The sequence below is a fragment of the Paraburkholderia dipogonis genome, from assembly GCF_046027395.1.
Classification (GTDB): domain Bacteria; phylum Pseudomonadota; class Gammaproteobacteria; order Burkholderiales; family Burkholderiaceae; genus Paraburkholderia; species Paraburkholderia dipogonis_A.
On record NZ_JAQQEG010000004.1, the window covers coordinates 197,083 to 215,452 of the forward strand.

Below are 18,370 nucleotides of genomic sequence, written 5' to 3' on the forward strand. Positions count from 1 at the left end.
AGGTATGACGTTATGTGATGCGGCCGGCCGCAAGTGGAGCGCTCGCGACCGGCCTCGCCGTTTATCAGGCGTCGTCCATCAGGCGGACTTTGACCTTCTTGCCCTTCACCTTGCCGGCGCTGAGCTTGCGCAACGCTTCACGCGCGACACTGCGCTCCACCGCCACATAGGTGGACATTTCCGTCACGTTGATCTTGCCGATCTGCGAGCCGGCGAAACCCGCCTCGCCGGTCAGCGCGCCGAGTACGTCGCCGGGACGGATCTTTTCCTTGCGGCCGCCGAGAATCTGCAGCGTTTCCATGGGAGGCAACAGTCGCTCATTGCTCGCCGCCGTGAGTTCCGACAGCTTGTGCCACTCGACCTCGCGTTTTTGCGCCTGTTCGAGACTGCCGACGCGGCCCATCTCGTTCATGCTCGCCAGACTCAGCGCCCAGCCGTCCTGATCGGCGCGGCCCGTGCGGCCGATGCGGTGCACGTGCACCTCAGGGTCCGGCGTCACGTCGACGTTGATCACGGCTTCGAGTTGTGCGATGTCGAGACCGCGCGCGGCGACGTCGGTGGCCACCAGCACCGAGCAGCTGCGGTTGGCGAACTGGATCAGCACCTGATCGCGTTCACGCTGGTCGAGTTCGCCATGCAGCGCGAGCGCATGAAAACCTTGCGCGCGCAGCACGTCGAGCAGATCGCGACACTGCTGCTTGGTGTTGCAGAACGCCAGCGTGCTCACCGGACGATAGTGATTCAGCAACAGACCAACGGCATGCAGCCGTCCGTCTTCGGTGACTTCATAGAAGCGCTGACGAATTTTGGTGTTGTCGTGCCGCTCGGCGAGCTTCACTTCCTTCGGATTGCGCAGGAACTGCTGGCTCAGTTTGACGATGCCTTCGGGATACGTCGCCGAAAACAGAAGCGTTTGCCGTTCTTTCGGGCATTGCTTGACGACGGTGGCGATATCGTCGAAGAAACCCATGTCGAGCATGCGGTCCGCTTCGTCGAGCACCAGCGTGTTGAGCGACTGCAGCGGCAGGCTGCCGCGCTCGAGGTGGTCCATGATACGGCCCGGCGTGCCGACCACGATGTGCGCGCCGTGTTCGAGACTCGCCGTTTGCGGACGCATCGGCGTGCCGCCGCACAGCGTCAGCACCTTGATGTTTTCTTCGGCGCGCGCAAGGCGCCGGATTTCCTGCGTGACCTGATCGGCGAGTTCGCGCGTGGGGCACAGCACCATCGCCTGCACGGCGAAGTTGCGCGTGTCGAGGCGCGCCAGCAGCGCCAGCGAAAACGCCGCGGTCTTGCCGCTGCCGGTTTTCGCCTGGGCGATCAGATCGTGGCCGGCGAGCGCGATTGGCAGACTCGCGGCCTGAATCGGCGTCATCTCGACGTAACCGAGTTGCGTCAGGTTGGCGAGCGTCGCGGGCGGCAGCGGTAGCTCGCTAAACGGCGCGCCGGCGGTGATGGGACTGTTCATAGGGTGATGGCTCGCTATCGGCTAAAGGCGGCAAAGGGCAAAAGACTTATTCGGCCATAGGACCGGTGGCGGGACGGCCTTCGATCTGCTCGTACAGCACCGAGCCATCGTCCCCGTCGAAACGCTCGACGTAATTGCGCGCGCCGCACATCGGGCAACGGAACAGGAGGCCCTGTCCTTCGTTCTTGATGACGACGTCCGATTGCTCCCACTGCGCTTCGCAGGACTGGTTTCTACAGGTAAACACGTTGATTCTCCAACTGGATTCGATTGTTTATCCGGCGAGCCGTACGAACGGCCCGGCCGTGAATGGGGCGGTTGCCGCCAGGGTGGCGGCGGCTAAAGCACGTCAACCCAGATGCGTATGCCGCGCACGCGGCGCGCTCACATCCATGTCGGTGAGACCCTGCACGATGCCGCAGTCTTCCACGGCCTGTTCGCCGTGGCATTGCTCACGCAGCGTGGTCAATTGCGCTTTCAGTTGCTTCAGTTCGTCGATGCGCGTGTCGACGTGTGCGATGTGCTCGTCGATCAACGCATTGATGCCGCCGCAGCCGTCCGCCGGTGCGTCCGTCAGACGCAGCAGCGCACGGATTTCGTCGTGGGTCATGTCGAGCGCGCGGCAATTGCGGATGAAACGCAACCGTTCGACGTGCTTCGCCGTGTAACTGCGGTAATTGGCCTCAGTGCGCTCCGCTTCGGGCAACAAGCCCTCTTTCTCGTAGAAACGGATGGTTTCGGTCGTGCAATGGGCGATTTTTGCCAATTCGCCGATTTTCATGGACCCTCCGGATGGCGGCCTTGACCTTGTAGTGGCTTCAAGGTGTTTACTAGACCACAAATCGAACCAGGAAGCCACCATGCCTCAAGCCGACCACGCCGAAGCCAACCGCCTCGAACGGGCGAGAACCCGTGCGGACGGGCACGAAGGGCACCTTCACGCTCATGACGACGCGAACTGCGGACATGGCCACGATGCGCATGCTCACGACCATGCCCATGACGGCCACCGCCACGCGCACGCCCACAGTGATGCAGACTCGGCGTGCTGCGGAACAGGAACAGCCGCTGCCGTAGCCGCGCCGATCCCATTGCCGCCATCCGAAGCCATCGGCAGCAACATGCGCACCGCCATCCGCATCATGCAGATGGATTGCCCGACCGAAGAAGCGCTGATCCGCAAGAAATTCAGCCGCATGCCGCACGTGCGCAGCATGGAATTCAACCTGATGCAGCGCGTCTTGACGGTCGTCCATGCGCCGGAGGCGCTCGACTCGATTCTCGCCGCGCTGCGTTCGCTCGACTTCACGCCCGAACTGGCGGGCGCCGGTCCGGACGCCGCGCCCACGGCAGCGCCGCACGCACCGTCCAAGCCGTGGTGGCCGCTGGCGCTCGCCGGTGTGGCTGCGGCGGGCTCAGAGGCCGCTGGCTGGCTCGGCGCGCCGGCCTGGTTGCCGGCGGGTCTGGCGATCCTCGCCATCGTCTCCTGCGGCCTTACGACCTACAAGAAGGGCTGGCTCGCGATCCGCAACGGCAACCTGAACATCAATGCGCTGATGAGCATCGCGGTGACCGGCGCGCTGATCCTGCGGCAATGGCCGGAAGCCGCGATGGTGATGGTGCTCTTCACCATCGCCGAACTGATCGAGGCGAAGTCGCTCGACCGCGCCCGCAATGCGATCCAGGGCTTGATGCAACTCACGCCCGAACAGGCGAGCGTGCAGCAACCCGACGGCAGTTGGCGGTCAATGGATCTCAAGGCCGTCGCGATCGGCGCGGTGGTCCGCGTGAAGCCTGGCGAGCGGATCGCGCTCGACGGTGAAATCGTGACCGGCCGCTCGAGTGTGGATCAAGCGCCGATCACCGGTGAAAGCCTGCCGGTCGACAAGGCAGTCGGCGACGCGGTGTTCGCCGGCACGATCAACCAGACCGGCTCGTTCGACTATCGCGTCACCGCCGCGGCGAGCAACACGACGCTCGCGCGCATCATCCACGCCGTCGAAGAAGCACAAGGCACCAAAGCGCCGACGCAGCGCTTCGTCGATCAGTTCGCCCGCGTGTATACGCCGATCGTGTTCGTCATCGCGCTCGCCGTGGCTATCGTGCCGCCGCTGTTGTTCGACGGGTCGTGGCAGGCGTGGATCTACAAGGCGCTGGTGATGCTGGTGATCGCGTGCCCGTGCGCGCTCGTCATATCGACGCCGGTGACCATCGTCAGCGGTCTTGCCGCGGCGGCCCGCAAAGGCATCCTGATCAAGGGCGGCGCTTATCTCGAGCAGGGCCGCAAGCTGACCCGTCTCGCGCTCGACAAAACCGGCACGATCACGCACGGCAAGCCCGTGCAAACCGAGTTCGACATACTCGCCGAGATCGACGCCGTCCGTTGCCGCACGCTGGCGGCGAGCCTGGCGGGGCGCTCCGATCACCCCGTATCGATGGCGCTTGCGGCGGCAGCGAAGGCGGACGGCATCACCAACGTCACCGTCGACGCCTTCGAGGCGCTCGCGGGACGCGGCGTACGCGGTGAGATCGACGGCTTGTCGTATTGGCTCGGCAATCATCGGCTGGTCGAAGAACTCGGACGCTGTTCCGCGTCGCTCGAAGCGCGGCTGGACGCGCTCGAAACCCAGGGCAAGACCGTCGTGATGCTAGTGGACGCCGAACGCGCGCTCGCGCTGTTCGCGGTCGCCGATACCGTGAAGGAGACGAGCCGCGCCGCCATCGCCGAATTGCAGCGGCTCGGGGTGAGCACGGCCATGCTCACCGGCGACAACCCGCACACCGCCGCCGCGATCGCGCAGCAGGTCGGTATCGACGAAGCGCGCGGCAATCAGTTGCCTGAAGACAAGCTGAACGCAGTCGCCCAGTGGTCGAACGACGGCGCGACGGTCGGCATGGTCGGCGACGGCATCAACGACGCGCCCGCGCTGGCGCGGGCGGACATCGGCTTCGCGATGGGCGCGATGGGCACCGACACGGCAATCGAAACCGCCGACGTCGCGTTGATGGACGACGACCTGCGCAAGATTCCGTCGTTCATTCGCCTGTCGAAGGCGACGCATTCGGTGCTGGTGCAGAACATCACGCTCGCGCTCGGCATCAAGAGCGTCTTCCTCGTGCTGGCCGTGACCGGTCTGGGCACGATGTGGATGGCCGTGTTCGCCGATGTGGGCGCGAGTCTGCTGGTGGTGGCGAATGGGTTGCGCTTGTTGCGCAAGTGAGTGCACGCTCGCAGGCAGAGACGGCTCGACGCCTGCCTTGAAGTCAATGAGCGAACGAGCGCTCATCCGCGATCTGATCGTGATGTGCGCCGAGCGCCGCCTTCAACGTATCCGAAGGCCGCATACCGAAGAGCTTCCGGTAGTCGGTTGCGAACTGGCTCAGATGCCAGAAGCCCCACGCCGCCGCGACGTCCTGCACCGAGCGCGATTCACGCGACGCATTCGACAGATCGCGCCGCGCCCCATTCAGGCGAATCGCGCGCAGATACGTGGCGGGCGCCATGCCCAGCACGTCCTGAAAGCAGTATTGCAGTGTGCGCCGGCTCACATGCAGTCGCTCGCACAACTCCGGCACACTCACTGCCCGCTCGCGATTGACCAGCACATAGTCGCGCGCTTCCGACACGATCGCCTGACGGCGCGGACGGGTCGGCATCGCAACCGGCTCCGACGCAGGCAACGCGCCGACGTCGAAGAGCAATGCCAGCACCGACGCCTGCAGATTGTTGCGCGCGACTGAAGACAGCGGCGTGCCGCGCGCCGCGCCATCATCGAGTAACTGACGCAGCGTGGCACACAACTGCTGCTTGCGAGCCACGCCGATCGGCACGACCTGCGTGTTCGGCACATGATCGGCCAGCCCGACGCGCTCGACTTCCGCCGCGTAACGGCGCAGCACTTCGCCTTTGACCACTACGCCGAAAATCTCATAACCCGCCGAAGTCAGCAGTTCGAATTCGATGCCGCCCGGACGAAACGCGAGTGCGTCGCCGGCGATCACCTGCGCGTCGATACGGCCCGAACCCGCGGGGCAAGTCGGAATGCCGAACCAATACGCGTCCTTTTGTACTTCGCAGGTTTGCCGCAACGTGTGGCTGGTCGTTTCGACGAACACCTGCATGTGATCGAGGCACAACTCCGTCAGGCCGCCGACAAAACACCCTGCGGTCAACTGGTCGTAGGTCTGGCTCCAGCCATGGAGATTGCGTGCCTGCTCGTCGGCATCGTGCGCGACGCAGGTCTGCACGCGGAAGCTCGGCTGCGGCGTGAGCGTCGGACTGGACAAGGTGTCGCTGAGAGTTTCAATCGTCATACCGGTTTTTCGCAGCGGGGTTCGAGATGACAAGAAAGGCAATTCCCATGCCGAACGGATCCGATCCGTGCCCACGCCTTTGTATCGGCAGACATCAAATCCGGTGTTCAATTGATGAACAGCACTGCACACACTGCTCAGAAACGAAACGCTCACCTTGCGTCCGTTGAACAGCGTGACGCCCCAAGCCGTGCGCGAGTGCCTGCTACGCGTGCAAGGGTCACCAGCGCGGTGCATTGGCACACTTCTGGCTCTAGCCTCTCACGGCCAAGCGATATATCGAGCCGAATATAGCCCATTCAAACATGTGAGGAGCACACAGATGAATCACGCAGAGATGCAATTTCTGACCACCGAATTCCCGTACAAGAAGCAGTATGCGAATTTTATCGGCGGCGAATGGGTGAAGCCCACGGGCGGCGAGTACTTCGACAACGTGTCGCCGATCACCGGCGAGGCGTTTACGTCGATCCCGCGTTCGCGTGAAGCCGATATCGAACTCGCGCTCGACGCCGCGCATCGTGCGAAAACGGCGTGGGGAAAGACGTCTGCCGGCGATCGCTCGAACATCCTGATCCGCATCGCCGACCGGATGGAAGCGAACCTGCAACGTCTCGCCGTGGCTGAGACGATCGACAACGGCAAGCCGTTGCGCGAAACCATGGCCGCCGACATTCCGCTCGCGATCGATCACTTCCGCTATTTCGCCGGCGCCGTGCGCGCGCAGGAAGGGTCGATCTCCGAGATCGATCACGACACCGTTGCGTATCACTTTCATGAGCCGCTCGGCGTCGTCGGCCAGATCATTCCGTGGAATTTCCCGATCCTGATGGCCGTGTGGAAGCTCGCGCCCGCACTCGCCGCCGGCAACTGCGTCGTGCTCAAGCCGGCCGAGCAAACGCCCGCCTCGATTCTCGTGCTCGTCGAACTGATTCAGGACCTGCTGCCCGCAGGCGTGCTGAACGTGGTGAACGGCTTCGGTCTGGAAGCCGGCAAGCCGCTCGCTTCCAGCAAGCGCATCGCCAAGATCGCGTTTACCGGCGAGACCACGACTGGCCGTCTGATCATGCAGTACGCGAGCCAGAACATCATTCCTGTCACGCTCGAACTCGGTGGCAAGAGCCCGAACATTTTCTTCGACGACGTGATGAACGCCGACGACAGCTATTTCGACAAGGCGCTCGAAGGCTTCACGATGTTCGCGCTGAATCAGGGCGAGGTGTGCACATGCCCATCGCGTGTATTGATCGATGAAAAGATCTATGACCGCTTCATGGAACGTGCGCTCAAGCGCGTCGCGGCGATTACGCAAGGGCATCCGCTCGACACCAAGACGATGATCGGCGCGCAGGCCTCGCAGGAACAGCTGGAAAAGATCCTCTCGTATGTCGACCTCGGCAAGCAGGAAGGCGCCGAATGCCTGATCGGCGGCGAACGCAATGCGCTCGACGGTGAGTTGAGCAAAGGCTATTACGTGAAGCCGACCGTCTTCCGTGGCCACAACAAGATGCGCATCTTCCAGGAAGAGATCTTCGGACCGGTGGTATCGGTCACGACGTTCAAGACCGAAGAAGAAGCGCTCGAAATCGCCAATGACACGCTCTATGGTCTGGGCGCCGGCGTGTGGACGCGCGACGGCACGCGCGCCTATCGCTTCGGCCGGCAGATTCAGGCAGGCCGCGTGTGGACCAACTGCTATCACGCCTATCCGGCGCATGCGGCATTCGGCGGCTACAAGCAGTCGGGCATCGGACGTGAAAATCACAAGATGATGCTCGACCACTATCAGCAGACCAAGAACCTGCTGGTCAGCTATAGCGACAAGCCGCTCGGTTTCTTCTAAGCGTCGCGTTCCTGTTCGAGCGGGCCGCATTGCGCGGCTCGCTCTTTTTTCTGCGAGGGCATGTGATGGCTGATGAGAAGGAAGTCGCTCGCGTAATCGCAACGCCGGCCGCGGTCGACTTGATCGACAAGTTGCGCGCGGAGCATGGCGAGGTGCTGTTCCATCAATCCGGTGGATGCTGCGACGGCAGCGCGCCGATGATGTTTCCTCAGGGTGAGTTCATGGTCGGCTCGTCCGATGTCAAACTCGGCACGATTGCGGGCGTGCCGTTCTACATGAGCGAATCGCAATTCGAATACTGGCAGCACACGCAGTTGATCATCGACGCGGTGCCGGGAAATGGTGGAATGTTTTCTTTGGAGCGGCCAACCGGTTTGCGGTTCCTGACACGCTCCCGTCTGTTCGAGGACGAAGAGAATGCGTGGCTGGAAACGCATCCGGTCGAGCGTGTCGATGCCTGAACGCTTACGTTCCGCTCGAGTTTGAATCGTCGCTAACGGCGGGTGCCGCTGGTGTATCTGCCAGCAGCGCATCGCTGTCGTCTTTCAGGCCGACGCCGGTCAGACCCAAACGCCTTGCATGCGTCAGCAGATAGTGCAGTTTGTGTGCGGCTAACGGATAGTCGAGTCCTTCGGGACGCACATTTGAAATACAGTTGCGCTGCGCGTCGCTACAGCCGACTTTCGGCGCGTACGTCAGATAAATTCCGAGGCTATCGGGCGAACTCAAACCCGGCCGCTCACCGATCAGCATTACCACCAGTTTCGCATTCAGCAACTCGCCGATCTCGTCACCCAGCGCGACGCGCGCCTGGCGCGCGACCACGACCGGTCCGATCTTCCAATCCGCGAGGCGCGGAACGACAGCTTGCAGCAACGGGATCGATTGCTTCGACGCGGCGAACGCCGACAGACCATCGCCGATCACGAAGACCACTTCGGGCGAATCGTTCGGCACCGCTGCCAGCGCCACGCGACTCTCGTCCGATAAACGTCGGCCAAGATCGGGACGCCGCAAATAATGCTCGCGATCCGGCGCGGCGCTATGCACGTCGAGCGTCTTGAAGTTTTGCGCGCGCAATTTCTCGTGCAACACGTCCGTATCGAGTGGATGATGCACAGCGTCGCGCGCCTGCGCGTGCGACAGGTTGAACGCGAGCAGCGGCGCGGTCGGCAAACTATTGCCCGCGCGGCCCAACGCGATGCGCGCGTTGGTGAACTGCCGCAGCGCGTTCCATGGATTCTTTTCGAGGAAGTCGCTCATGCAATGCCCATCCAGTCGCGCGCGCCTTCCAGCAAAGGTTGTTGTGTCGATGCGCTCAGCAACGCGCCGCGCGCATCGGTGATCTGCATCGACTCCAGCCATTCTTCGAATTCCGGCGCGCGACGCAAACCGAGTACGTCCCGCACGTAAAGTGCGTCGTGGAAGGACGTGCTCTGATAGTTCAGCATGACGTCATCCGCGCCTGGAATGCCCATGATGAAGTTGATGCCCGCTACGCCGAGTAGCGTGAGCAGATTGTCCATGTCGTCCTGATCGGCTTCCGCATGGTTCGTATAGCAGATGTCGCAACCCATCGGCACGCCGAGCAGTTTGCCGCAGAAGTGATCTTCAAGACCGGCGCGCGTGATCTGCTTACCGTCGTATAGATACTCCGGGCCGATGAAGCCGACCACCGTGTTCACCAGGAACGGATTGAACTTGCGCGCGACCGCATAGGCGCGCACTTCGCAAGTCTGCTGGTCCACGCCGAAATGCGCATCAGCCGACAAAGCGCTGCCCTGCCCGGTTTCGAAGTACATCAGATTATTGCCGACCGTACCTCGTTTCAGCGAGAGTCCCGCTTCATACGCTTCCTGCAGCAGCGCGAGTGAAATGCCGAAGCCCGCGTTCGCTTTCTCCGTGCCCGCGATCGACTGAAACACGAGATCGACCGGCGCGCCTTTCTCAATTGCGGCAATCGTGTTGGTGACGTGAGTCAGCACGCACGATTGCGTCGGCACCTGATAGCGTTGGCGGAAGTCGTCGATCATCAGCAACAGCTTGGTGATCGCGGCGAGATTGTCGCTGGCCGGGTTGATGCCGATCATCGCGTCGCCGCAGCCGTACATCAGGCCATCGAGCATCGAGGCGGCAATGCCTTTGACGTCGTCGGTCGGATGGTTCGGTTGCAAACGCACCGACATGTGCCCCGGTAAACCAACCGTGTTGCGAAAACGCGTAATCACCGGACGTTTACGCGCCGCCGCGATCAGATCCTGATTGCGCATCAGTTTGGACACCGCCGCGACCATCTCCGGCGTGAGGCCCGCGGTGATACGCGTGAGCGCGTCGGCATCGGTCGTGGTGCTCAGCAGCCAGTTGCGAAAGTCACCGACCGTGAGGTGAGAGATCTCGGCGAACGCCTGCGGCGAATGATCGTCGATCACGAGACGCGTGACCTCGTCGCTTTCGTAGGGGATCAGCGCTTCGTTGAGGAAGGTGCGCAGCGGCACCTGCGCGAGCGCCATCTTGGCCGCGACGCGTTCTTCCTCGCTCGCTGCCGCCACGCCCGCGAGCTGGTCGCCGGAACGTTGCGGGCTGGCCTTCGCCATCAGGGTTTTCAGATCGGCAAAGCGATACGTGCGGCTGCCGATCGTCTCGGTGTAGCTCATCTTTACGACTCCATCGCCGCTGCTCGCGCAGCGGCTCGATCCGTCATTCCTCGAGCAAGGCGTCCGCCGGCGCGGCTTCGCGTTGATGGCGCGTCATCAGGAAGTAGACGTAGCCCAGCGCGAGAAAGATTGCGAACACGATCGCCACCAGAAAATTGAAGTACACCATCGTCGCCAGACAGATGACCGCGGCCACCAGTGCGAACGCCGGAAAGACCGGAAACAGCGGCGCGCGGAACGGGCGCTCCATATTCGGTTCGGTGCGGCGCAGCTTGAACAGCGACAACATGCTGATGATATACATCACGATAGCGCCAAATACCGACATCGTCACGATGTTCGCCGTCAGCGTCTGGCCGCCGAACTGGATCAGTTCGTCGCTGTAGATCGCCGCGATGCCGACCACGCCGCCCGCAATGATCGCGCGATGCGGCGTCTTGAAGCGCGGATGCACCTTCGAGAGCCACTCCGGCAGATAGCCGGCGCGAGCCAGCGCGAAGATTTGCCGCGAATAGCCGAGGATGATGCCGTGGAACGACGCGACGAGTCCGAACAGGCCGAGCCACACCAGCATATGCATCCAGCCGCTATGTTCGCCGACGATGAATTTCATCGCCTGCGGCAGCGGATCGTTGATGTTCGACAGCTTGGTCCAGTCGCCTGCGGCGCCGGCAAACACCATCACGCCGATGGCGAGCACCACCAGCGTCAGAATGCCGGCGACGTAGGCGATCGGAATCGAGCGCTTCGGGTTCTTGGCTTCTTCGGCGGCCATTGCCACGCCTTCGATCGCGAGGAAAAACCAGATGGCGAACGGAATCGCCGCGAACATGCCGTGAAACGAACCCATGCTGAAGGTGTCGGCGCCGGACCAGCCACCCTTCGTGAAATTCGACCACTGAAAACCGGGCGACACGACGCCCATGAAAACCAACAGTTCGAAGATCGCGAGCAACGTCACGCACAACTCGAACGCCGCGGCAATCTGCACACCGACAATATTCAGCGCCATAAAGATGAGATACGCGCCCATCGCCGCGTGTTTCGGTTCGAGACCCGGAAACTGCACGTGCAGGTACGCACCGATCGCGAGCGCGATGGCCGGCGGCGCAAACACGAATTCGACAAGTGTCGCCGCGCCGGCCAGATAACCGCCGGTTGGACCAAAAGCGTGGCGGGCGTAGGCGAACGGGCCGCCCGCGTGTGGAATCGATGTGGTGAGCTCGGTGAAACTGAAAATGAACGTCGTATACATCGCGGCAATGAAAATCGCCGTGATGACGAAGCCGAGCGTGCCGGCGCTCGCCCAGCCATAGCTCCAGCCAAAATACTCGCCGGAAATGACGAGGCCGACCGCGATGCCCCACAGTTGCCACGTGCCGAGCGTCTGCTTCAACTCGTGATGCGTGACTTTGCCGACGTGCTGATTTTTGGACTCTGATTTCATCGGGTGCTCCCTGATGGTGCCGCCGGCTCGACGCCGCAAGGCTTTGCGGTGCATTGGGCGGACAGGCTTCAGCCGATAGTAGTGAGCCATTATTCGAGGTGTTATCGAAATTCGGCAAAGTTCTGGGCAGTGCAGTGTCAGCGGGCGCTTAACTCCGCATCGAGTTAACCGTGAAGTTCGCAGGATTTGGTAAATGGGGACGTGGTACTTTCGTGCGCATCCGCTCGACAATTTTTGTGTTCATTTTGTGTTCACCCAGACATGACTGAATCAGGTAATCGGGCTCGCTATGAAACCCGGCTCGGCCGCGTGCTCGACCATATTTACGATCATCTCGACGAGCCGCTCGACATCGATCGTCTGGCGGAAATCGCCTGTCTGTCGCCGTACCACTGGCACCGGATTTATCAGGCGATGTATGGCGAGACGGTGGCCACCACGGTGCGGCGTTTACGGCTGCACCGCGCGGCCGGCTATCTGGCGAATGGCTCCATGCCGATTGCGGAAATTGCCGAGCGCTCCGGCTACAGCAGTCTGCAATCTTTTTCCCGCACTTTTCGCGCGGCGTTCGGCATGCTGCCGGCGCAGTATCGCAAGCAAGGCACCCATAGCCGGTTTCGGCCGGCGCTATCAGGAGACGATCAAATGACGATGCGTGAAGTGGTGATTCGTCACGTGGAGCCGATGGAGGTTTTGTCGGTGGATCACGTTGGACCGTATATGCAGATCGGCAAAGCGTTCGACGCACTGTTTGGCTGGCTCGCAAAACACAATTTACTCGCGGCTGAGATGCGCATGATCGGCGTTTACTACGACGATCCGGGCGTGGTTGCGGAGAGTGAGTTGCGGTCGAAGGCTGGGGTGTTGTTGCCGCATCCCGTTCAGGCATCTGTGACGGTGAGTCCGCCGGTTTCGGTGGCGCATGTGAAGGGGGGCGAGTATGCGGTGTTGCGGCATCAAGGACCCTATAGCGATATGCGTGCCGCGTATGAGTGGCTGTACGGAACGTGGCTCGTGCAGTCCGGGCGAGAAGCGGCCGATGCGCCGGTGTTCGAAGAGTATTTGAATAGCCCGAAGGATACGGCGCCGGCGGATCTCACTACGGAGATCTGTTTACCGTTGGCTTGAGCGTATACCTGCCCGGCTCTGCTCGCTTGTGCAGCGAACCGCGCGGTTGCCTCTCTGGTTTTTATAGTCTTTGTATATGTATACGTAGTAATAGTTAACAAGCCTCGCATCCTGCTGTGGATAACCTGAAACTTCGTATACGGATCAAGGCACTGCGGAATCGATAACCCTGCGGAGCGTGCGCGGACAGGAACACGGAGCCAGGGACAACTTTTGTGTGACCCGACGACGCGGCGTTTTTATCAAGGTTTCACCCACAACGTGTCAGGTGGCTTGTACAAGAGTTGTCCAGAGGGGGCTGTGGATAACCAGGAGGGCTTGACGTCGCCCCACCGCATCCCGTTGGTTCTGCACGAACATGCGCTGCGTCAGCTCCCTGCGACGACGCAACCGTCAGATTGTCGCCGTCCATCATGGCGAAAAATCGCTTCGTACGGCCAACGCGTTGACAAGCTCCGGGCGGGTCGCTTATCGTCCCCACGCGGGACGGCTGGTCAAGCACGCCTGGATGCAGGCCATATTGGTTCCGGGCACTACGGGGCTACCCCGTGGATCGACACTACTCCGCAGTTCGTCGCATGAGCCTCAGTTGCGCGTTGCGCAAATCCGCTCACGCAGCACAAGACGCGTTGACTGGCCGCCCCGCCCTCCTTTGCTATGTCTTTATCTTCGCTGCAACACGTCACCTACGCGATTGCCGATGCCATGCTGGCCGGCCCGGCTGAGCCTGTGGGAATGGTCGAGCGGATGACGCTCGCACTAGGCGAGGCCGGCGGCTGGATGAACGGATTGGCGCGCCACGTGGCGAAGAGATTTGCTGCGGGGTGGGATAGCGTCGGCCGCAAGGAGTTGTCGACGGTCGTGGCCGGGATGCCCGGCTTCGTATCAGCGTGGCGCAGCGAGCAGCCGCCGACAGTGGTTCGCGTGTTGATGCGGCCGCCTATTCAACGACCGCCTCCGCCATGGTTGCGCGGCGTAACGCTGCCGCAGGCAGGTGGCCCCATCCGGCGGTACAGTACCCTTCACTGTCGGGATAGTAAAAGGGTCGAAAAATCCTCGAAGCCGTGCACCTTACCCTGTGAGGAAAGACTGCAATTGAATCGCTATGCGCGACGACTGTCCAACTACTACAGGCCCCCCATTAGCAGTGGTGGTGCTGGTGACAATTGGCCCGCTCACGCGTTGTCCTGTTCGGCAGGTAAGTGCCCCGTATGGATCTCAATCCTTTTTGGTCCATCTGTTTCGTACAGTTCGGTCATGCCTTCGTCATCGGTTATGCCATGCCGCAGTTCGTTATCCGGCAATTTTGCCGTGTAGTGCGTAGCAGGCATCGAGGATCCATTCGCGTCTTTAAGCTGAAACTGCCGGGAGTGGTGCACATACTCACCACGTCCTTCAAATCTGATCGTCAACCTGCGGCAGCCAGTCGTAGCCCGCTGCGGATACCATGGTCGGATTGACTTCACACTTGCAGCGGACGCGGTCTCCCTCGAGGGCGATCTCTTGCCCATTGTTCCGCTTTCGGTATGGACCACCAGCCTTGAAGATGACGCCGGTGGTCTGACAGGCACTGCATGAGACCTTCCCGCCAATGAGCGCGGCGGGCCTGCCGTCAACGCCAGTGATGTAGGTTCCGTCATGAGGCAGAGCAGCGCCCCCGGTGCTCGGTGGGTCGCCGACAAGAATGATTTTTCGTAGCATCTTCGTGAAGCCCCTTTCTGACCGATTCGTTTGGTCCGACTGTCTTCGATTAGCGACCACATCCATCGCCAGCCCGTCCTGCCGAATCGTCGCGCGACGAGTGCGCCTCGCGAGAACTCGAAAAGCCGCTGGTGGTGCAAGTGAATAGTCAATTGCGCGTCAACAGCACTCTGCACCGTTAGCCGCCCGCCAAGTTCTTCGGCGGCTGATCAAGAGCCCACTGATTAGCGTTTTCGACGCCGTCCTTTACGCCAGACCATCCCTCTGTTTTGCGTTGCGGTGCGTCGGGATATTCTTTGCGCTGTTGCGCCAGAACGGTCTCTGCCCAACCGACCGGAGTACCGCTTCTCGGCTCAGCATACGCATCGTTTGGATCGATCTGACTGATCTCCTCGATCGATTCTGGCCAGACAGGCGCCCGGGACGTGGCGATGGCAAGCATCCGCAATGGTGTAAAGATCAGCACCAGCGGCATGGTGATAAGTCGCCAGAAAAGCGAGCCGGTGAGCCCGAAACCATAGAGTGAATACAGGAACGACTCCCGCGGTGTTTCGCGCTCTGTATGGAACAACATCGGCTTGGGCAACGCTTGCGGTCCTTCATTCATGAAGGTACACCAGTAGTTCCATTGTGCTAGCAGAATCTCGATCTCTGGCTTTCCGGTCCACTCGCGTCCAATAGAGAACACGCGGGCGACTTTGCCTTCGGCGTCGAGCGCGTAGTGCCGGATGTGATAGACAGTGCCGAACTGGGTTACTTCCTTGTGCAAGCAAAATAATTCTTCTTCGTCCCAAGGAATCTCCCAAACGTGATCGCCTTGGTTCTTCGCGCCAAAGTAACGTCGCCCACGTACGGTGAACAGCTTGCGTGCTTTTCTATGGAAGCGAATGGGCATGCGAGTCAGCGAAAACATAACGCCGCGCCCGAAGCGGATTAAAAGGAATCCGAAACCGCCGACGAAGACCGCTGGAATTACGTATAGGAATAGCGGCGCATGAGGATTGCTCATAAACAACGCGAGAAAAAACAGGCCGCACCCAATCGCTATCGATGCAATAAGCGCAGCGCCCATCATCCATTGTTTTTCCATGAATGACTGGTCAGTCACGTCCATGTAAGCGGAATTAAAGCGAAAAATTGTTCCGCTATCCCACATGTCAGGTCCAACAAGACGATTGATCGGGAGGCGGTGCGCCATGTCCCATTCCGGCACGGAAAGACCGATGCACTTTTTCATCAAACGTTCATCCATACCTTAGCCTCCTGCCGCAGAGTTGAATGCGCTCAACTCTTCCTCAAGCGTCGGATATTTCTCCTCGCCCGTACCAAAATAAGACCGACTGATCCAGTCTTTCATTGCAGATGCTTTGTAATGCGCAATGGCAAGCGCGATTAAGATTGAAGCGGCCAGGACGATCCAGAAGCCGGGAATTGCGCCAGTGATGGCGAAAGCCGCGACATAGAAACCGAGAATCGAGCTTCCTGCGTACAGTGCAGTGAGGCCAAATTCTTCTTTCTTGAAGGACTCTACCGCGTTCATTACGTCGAAAACAGCTAATGCAGCGCCGGTGATCGCGCCGAGGGCCCTACCGCCTAGCTTAAGCCCTGCCAGTTCCCTTTCACCCAACGACCACTGTTTCAGAATAAACGCCGATAGAGGATGGGTGGGCCCCTTTTCCACAGTCTCCGAGACGGTTTCCATCATGGCTCCGACAATGTTGATGACTGCCGCTGCAGCCTTTGTGTCAGTTTCCACACGATTGAACCGGTCGTTGCCAGCAACGTCCTCGACTGCGGCCTGGAGCGTGAAGAGCTGGAAGATGAATGTGGCCACGCCAAGATGGAATGCCTCAGGAGCCGAAGAACCGAGCCAGGCCTTCACTTTATCCGCGCCGGGCAGCTTAACGGCCTTGATAGATCCAGCTTCGATCTTGCCCGCCTTTTCGAGCGCGTCGACATCGAGCTCGTAGATGACCACACTGACGTCGGACTTCGGACCTGCCTTGACCGCAGACTTTGCGGCCTTGAGTGCGTCGGCGCGTGTTTGCGTCCGATCCGTCTCCAGTTTGATGCCGGCCTTTTTCGCCTCGTCGATCGCCCATGCACGCAACTCGGCTTTCGATTGGGAGCTTGCCCGGATGACCGTCCCGGAATGAAGCGACAGCCGGATCATGATAGGCACGAAGGCAACGCTGCGCGCGCCTTTGGTCAAGGCCTTGACGATCACGCTTCCGGTTGTCAGGACAAGCTTATCGAGAAGCCGCGCTGCTTCGCCGGGTTTTACACGCGCGAGCGCTTGCTTGTAGAGGTTAAGAAAATTTTCGTATTGGATATCAGACTTGTGGATCTGCGCCTGAGCCGCATCGATCAACTGCTTCTGGTTGAAAAGGAGTGCGCGCGCATACAGATTGCGATTGTTTGTAAGCTGTCCGGTCTCGAGCCAGTCGTTCAGGACCTTGCCGCACGCATCTGTGGCTGCCGCACTGCCGATGCTTTGAGAGCACGACTCGCTGTACGCGTACCCACTGCGAATATCTGCATCATCATGAACGCCGCTCATCCAGTCTGACAGAAGTTTGCAGTTGAGCCATCCGGCATGCGCCTTCACCAGCTCGTCCCATTGGGGCTTGAACTTGTCGAGCGCGTCTTTGTATTCCTTCGGGAAATTATCCAGATGCTTGCGATCGATCGAAGACTTGCGTGCACTACCCTCTCCGGTGTGGCTCGCCTCGTCCCACGCTTCGTCTGCAGCAGCTTTCTGATGTCCTGCCTCGTCGGCGCCATACTCTTTGTCCTGGGCGGCCTGCTGTGCGTTGTAATTCGAAATGCCGCCGGCCTTGATCGACCCGGTCACGAATTTCCACGCGCCGATGATATCGACGGGAGGACCTCCCGTGGAATACGACATGGGATTCTGGTTCGCCTGGTTGACCATTTCCGACGTGCGATATTCGAATCCCGCTTCTTCGCTGGCCTGCGCACGAATTCCCTGCTCCGCGCGGGCAAGCAACTGTTTGGCGATTGATCCGCGATAAACGTCTGCGTTGAATCCGCTGTCGATGCTGGGCACAACGAGTTCGCCGAGATCGTTGGTCAGTCCGACTGGGTCGTTCACTGCAACGACGAATCCTTTTTTCATCGGAGAACGTGCCATGGCGGCTGCAATGCGAGGCGCCTCCGTATGTTGACGGGTTTCCATCCTGGGATCTGTATTGCTGAACTTGAAGGCTGTCTTCATCGCCTTTTCGTCCATTGCAAAATGGGCGACTTTTGGATGGCTCGCCTGAAATTCGCCCGTATCAGTGGCACCTCCTGAAAGCATGGAAGGCACGTTGATGCATTGCATATGAAGCATCCGCCACCCTGCGTCGTCGGCCTGGCCGACGAGCCGTTTGGTCCAGAGGACGTTGGACCATCCGATCCAGATATTGGTCGCAGGATCGGAGTCGCTGTGTTCAACATCGATGCAGTAGCCGAGCGAAAGTTGCTGTCGATCCATACAGGTCGTCGGAACGGCCGCTGGATTGGGAGGCATCATTCCCGGAATGAAACTCCACATCATGCCGCTCGGCAGGACCATGTACGCTTTGAGGCGTTTGCGCTTTTCCTCGTAGACGTAGAGGTAGCCAGCCCGCATGGCCCGAAGGGTGTATTTGGCGGTTCCGACCGTAGCCGGAGCCTTCGTGGAGTCGATCTTGAAGTTACCTTCCAGGGCCGGCGCCTTCGCGGCACCGTGAGGACAGGCTACGGCATATCGCACCGGGTAAAGTAGTAGCGATTTGCGGTCACACAGGTTGCAGGATACGGGCATGGTC

Annotated in this window: 16 protein-coding genes; 4 read left to right on the top strand and 12 right to left on the bottom strand. The window is 60.5% G+C overall.

Annotated features, from left to right (window positions below; genetic code table 11):
* Positions 1 to 64 precede the first annotated feature (64 nt).
* The 4 genes from dbpA to PQR32_RS06470 form a co-directional block, all read right to left on the bottom strand.
* Positions 65 to 1,468: an ATP-dependent RNA helicase DbpA gene (dbpA, locus tag PQR32_RS06455; RefSeq protein ID WP_408223358.1), complete on the bottom strand. Its 1,404-nt coding sequence runs from the start codon at positions 1,466 to 1,468 to the stop codon at positions 65 to 67.
* Between the two features lie 46 nt (positions 1,469 to 1,514).
* Positions 1,515 to 1,715, bottom strand: coding sequence for a hypothetical protein (locus tag PQR32_RS06460; RefSeq protein ID WP_310813412.1), 201 nt, complete (start codon positions 1,713 to 1,715; stop codon positions 1,515 to 1,517).
* Between the two features lie 102 nt (positions 1,716 to 1,817).
* Entirely contained in the window at positions 1,818 to 2,249 is a 432-nt protein-coding gene (cadR, locus tag PQR32_RS06465) for a Cd(II)/Pb(II)-responsive transcriptional regulator (RefSeq protein WP_132376438.1), read from the bottom strand.
* Between the two features lie 49 nt (positions 2,250 to 2,298).
* Entirely contained in the window at positions 2,299 to 2,724 is a 426-nt protein-coding gene (locus PQR32_RS06470) for a hypothetical protein (protein WP_408223481.1), read from the bottom strand.
* Between PQR32_RS06470 and PQR32_RS06475 the strand changes: the two genes are divergently transcribed.
* The gene (locus tag PQR32_RS06475) at positions 2,611 to 4,689 is read left to right on the top strand and encodes a heavy metal translocating P-type ATPase (protein ID WP_408223475.1); all 2,079 of its coding nucleotides are present in this window, start codon (positions 2,611 to 2,613) and stop codon (positions 4,687 to 4,689) included. The two genes, PQR32_RS06470 and PQR32_RS06475, sit on opposite strands and share 114 nt — an antisense overlap.
* Before the next feature lie 43 nt (positions 4,690 to 4,732).
* On the opposite strand, the gene PQR32_RS06480 is transcribed toward PQR32_RS06475, so the two are convergent.
* The gene (locus PQR32_RS06480) at positions 4,733 to 5,782 is read right to left on the bottom strand and encodes a helix-turn-helix domain-containing protein (protein ID WP_408223360.1); all 1,050 of its coding nucleotides are present in this window, start codon (positions 5,780 to 5,782) and stop codon (positions 4,733 to 4,735) included.
* A 322-nt stretch (positions 5,783 to 6,104) separates the two neighbouring features.
* Here PQR32_RS06480 and adh point away from each other — a divergent pair, with 322 nt between their 5' ends.
* Together adh and PQR32_RS06490 are read left to right on the top strand one after the other, a co-directional pair.
* Entirely contained in the window at positions 6,105 to 7,625 is a 1,521-nt protein-coding gene (adh, locus tag PQR32_RS06485) for an aldehyde dehydrogenase (protein WP_408223362.1), read from the top strand.
* A 65-nt stretch (positions 7,626 to 7,690) separates the two neighbouring features.
* On the top strand, positions 7,691 to 8,086 hold the full coding sequence (locus PQR32_RS06490) for a DUF779 domain-containing protein (protein WP_408223364.1): 396 nt from the start codon (positions 7,691 to 7,693) through the stop codon (positions 8,084 to 8,086).
* A gap of 4 nt (positions 8,087 to 8,090) precedes the next feature.
* Here PQR32_RS06490 and eutC read toward each other — a convergent pair whose 3' ends face one another.
* From eutC to eat, 3 genes are read right to left on the bottom strand one after another with little or no spacing between them, the layout of a single operon-like run.
* On the bottom strand, positions 8,091 to 8,888 hold the full coding sequence (gene eutC, locus PQR32_RS06495; protein ID WP_408223366.1) for an ethanolamine ammonia-lyase subunit EutC: 798 nt from the start codon (positions 8,886 to 8,888) through the stop codon (positions 8,091 to 8,093).
* Entirely contained in the window at positions 8,885 to 10,279 is a 1,395-nt protein-coding gene (locus PQR32_RS06500) for an ethanolamine ammonia-lyase subunit EutB (protein ID WP_408223368.1), read from the bottom strand. Before PQR32_RS06500 ends, eutC begins: the two co-directional genes overlap by 4 nt.
* Positions 10,280 to 10,322: 43 nt before the next feature.
* Positions 10,323 to 11,726: an ethanolamine permease gene (gene eat / locus PQR32_RS06505; protein ID WP_132376443.1), complete on the bottom strand. Its 1,404-nt coding sequence runs from the start codon at positions 11,724 to 11,726 to the stop codon at positions 10,323 to 10,325.
* Between the two features lie 261 nt (positions 11,727 to 11,987).
* Between eat and PQR32_RS06510 the strand changes: the two genes are divergently transcribed.
* Entirely contained in the window at positions 11,988 to 12,854 is an 867-nt protein-coding gene (locus PQR32_RS06510) for an AraC family transcriptional regulator (RefSeq protein WP_408223477.1), read from the top strand.
* A gap of 1,175 nt (positions 12,855 to 14,029) precedes the next feature.
* Here PQR32_RS06510 and PQR32_RS06515 read toward each other — a convergent pair.
* The 4 genes from PQR32_RS06515 to PQR32_RS06530 all read right to left on the bottom strand — a co-directional run bounded on the left by PQR32_RS06515 (position 14,030) and on the right by PQR32_RS06530 (position 18,366).
* On the bottom strand, positions 14,030 to 14,185 hold the full coding sequence (locus PQR32_RS06515; RefSeq protein ID WP_408223370.1) for a hypothetical protein: 156 nt from the start codon (positions 14,183 to 14,185) through the stop codon (positions 14,030 to 14,032).
* 64 nt (positions 14,186 to 14,249) lie between these two features.
* Positions 14,250 to 14,621, bottom strand: a complete 372-nt coding sequence (locus PQR32_RS06520) for a PAAR domain-containing protein (RefSeq protein WP_408223372.1) — start codon at positions 14,619 to 14,621, stop codon at positions 14,250 to 14,252.
* A 112-nt stretch (positions 14,622 to 14,733) separates the two neighbouring features.
* On the bottom strand, positions 14,734 to 15,807 hold the full coding sequence (locus PQR32_RS06525; protein WP_408223374.1) for a DUF6708 domain-containing protein: 1,074 nt from the start codon (positions 15,805 to 15,807) through the stop codon (positions 14,734 to 14,736).
* A 3-nt stretch (positions 15,808 to 15,810) separates the two neighbouring features.
* Positions 15,811 to 18,366, bottom strand: a complete 2,556-nt coding sequence (locus tag PQR32_RS06530; RefSeq protein ID WP_408223376.1) for a T6SS effector BTH_I2691 family protein — start codon at positions 18,364 to 18,366, stop codon at positions 15,811 to 15,813.
* Between the last annotated feature and the right edge of the window lie 4 nt (positions 18,367 to 18,370).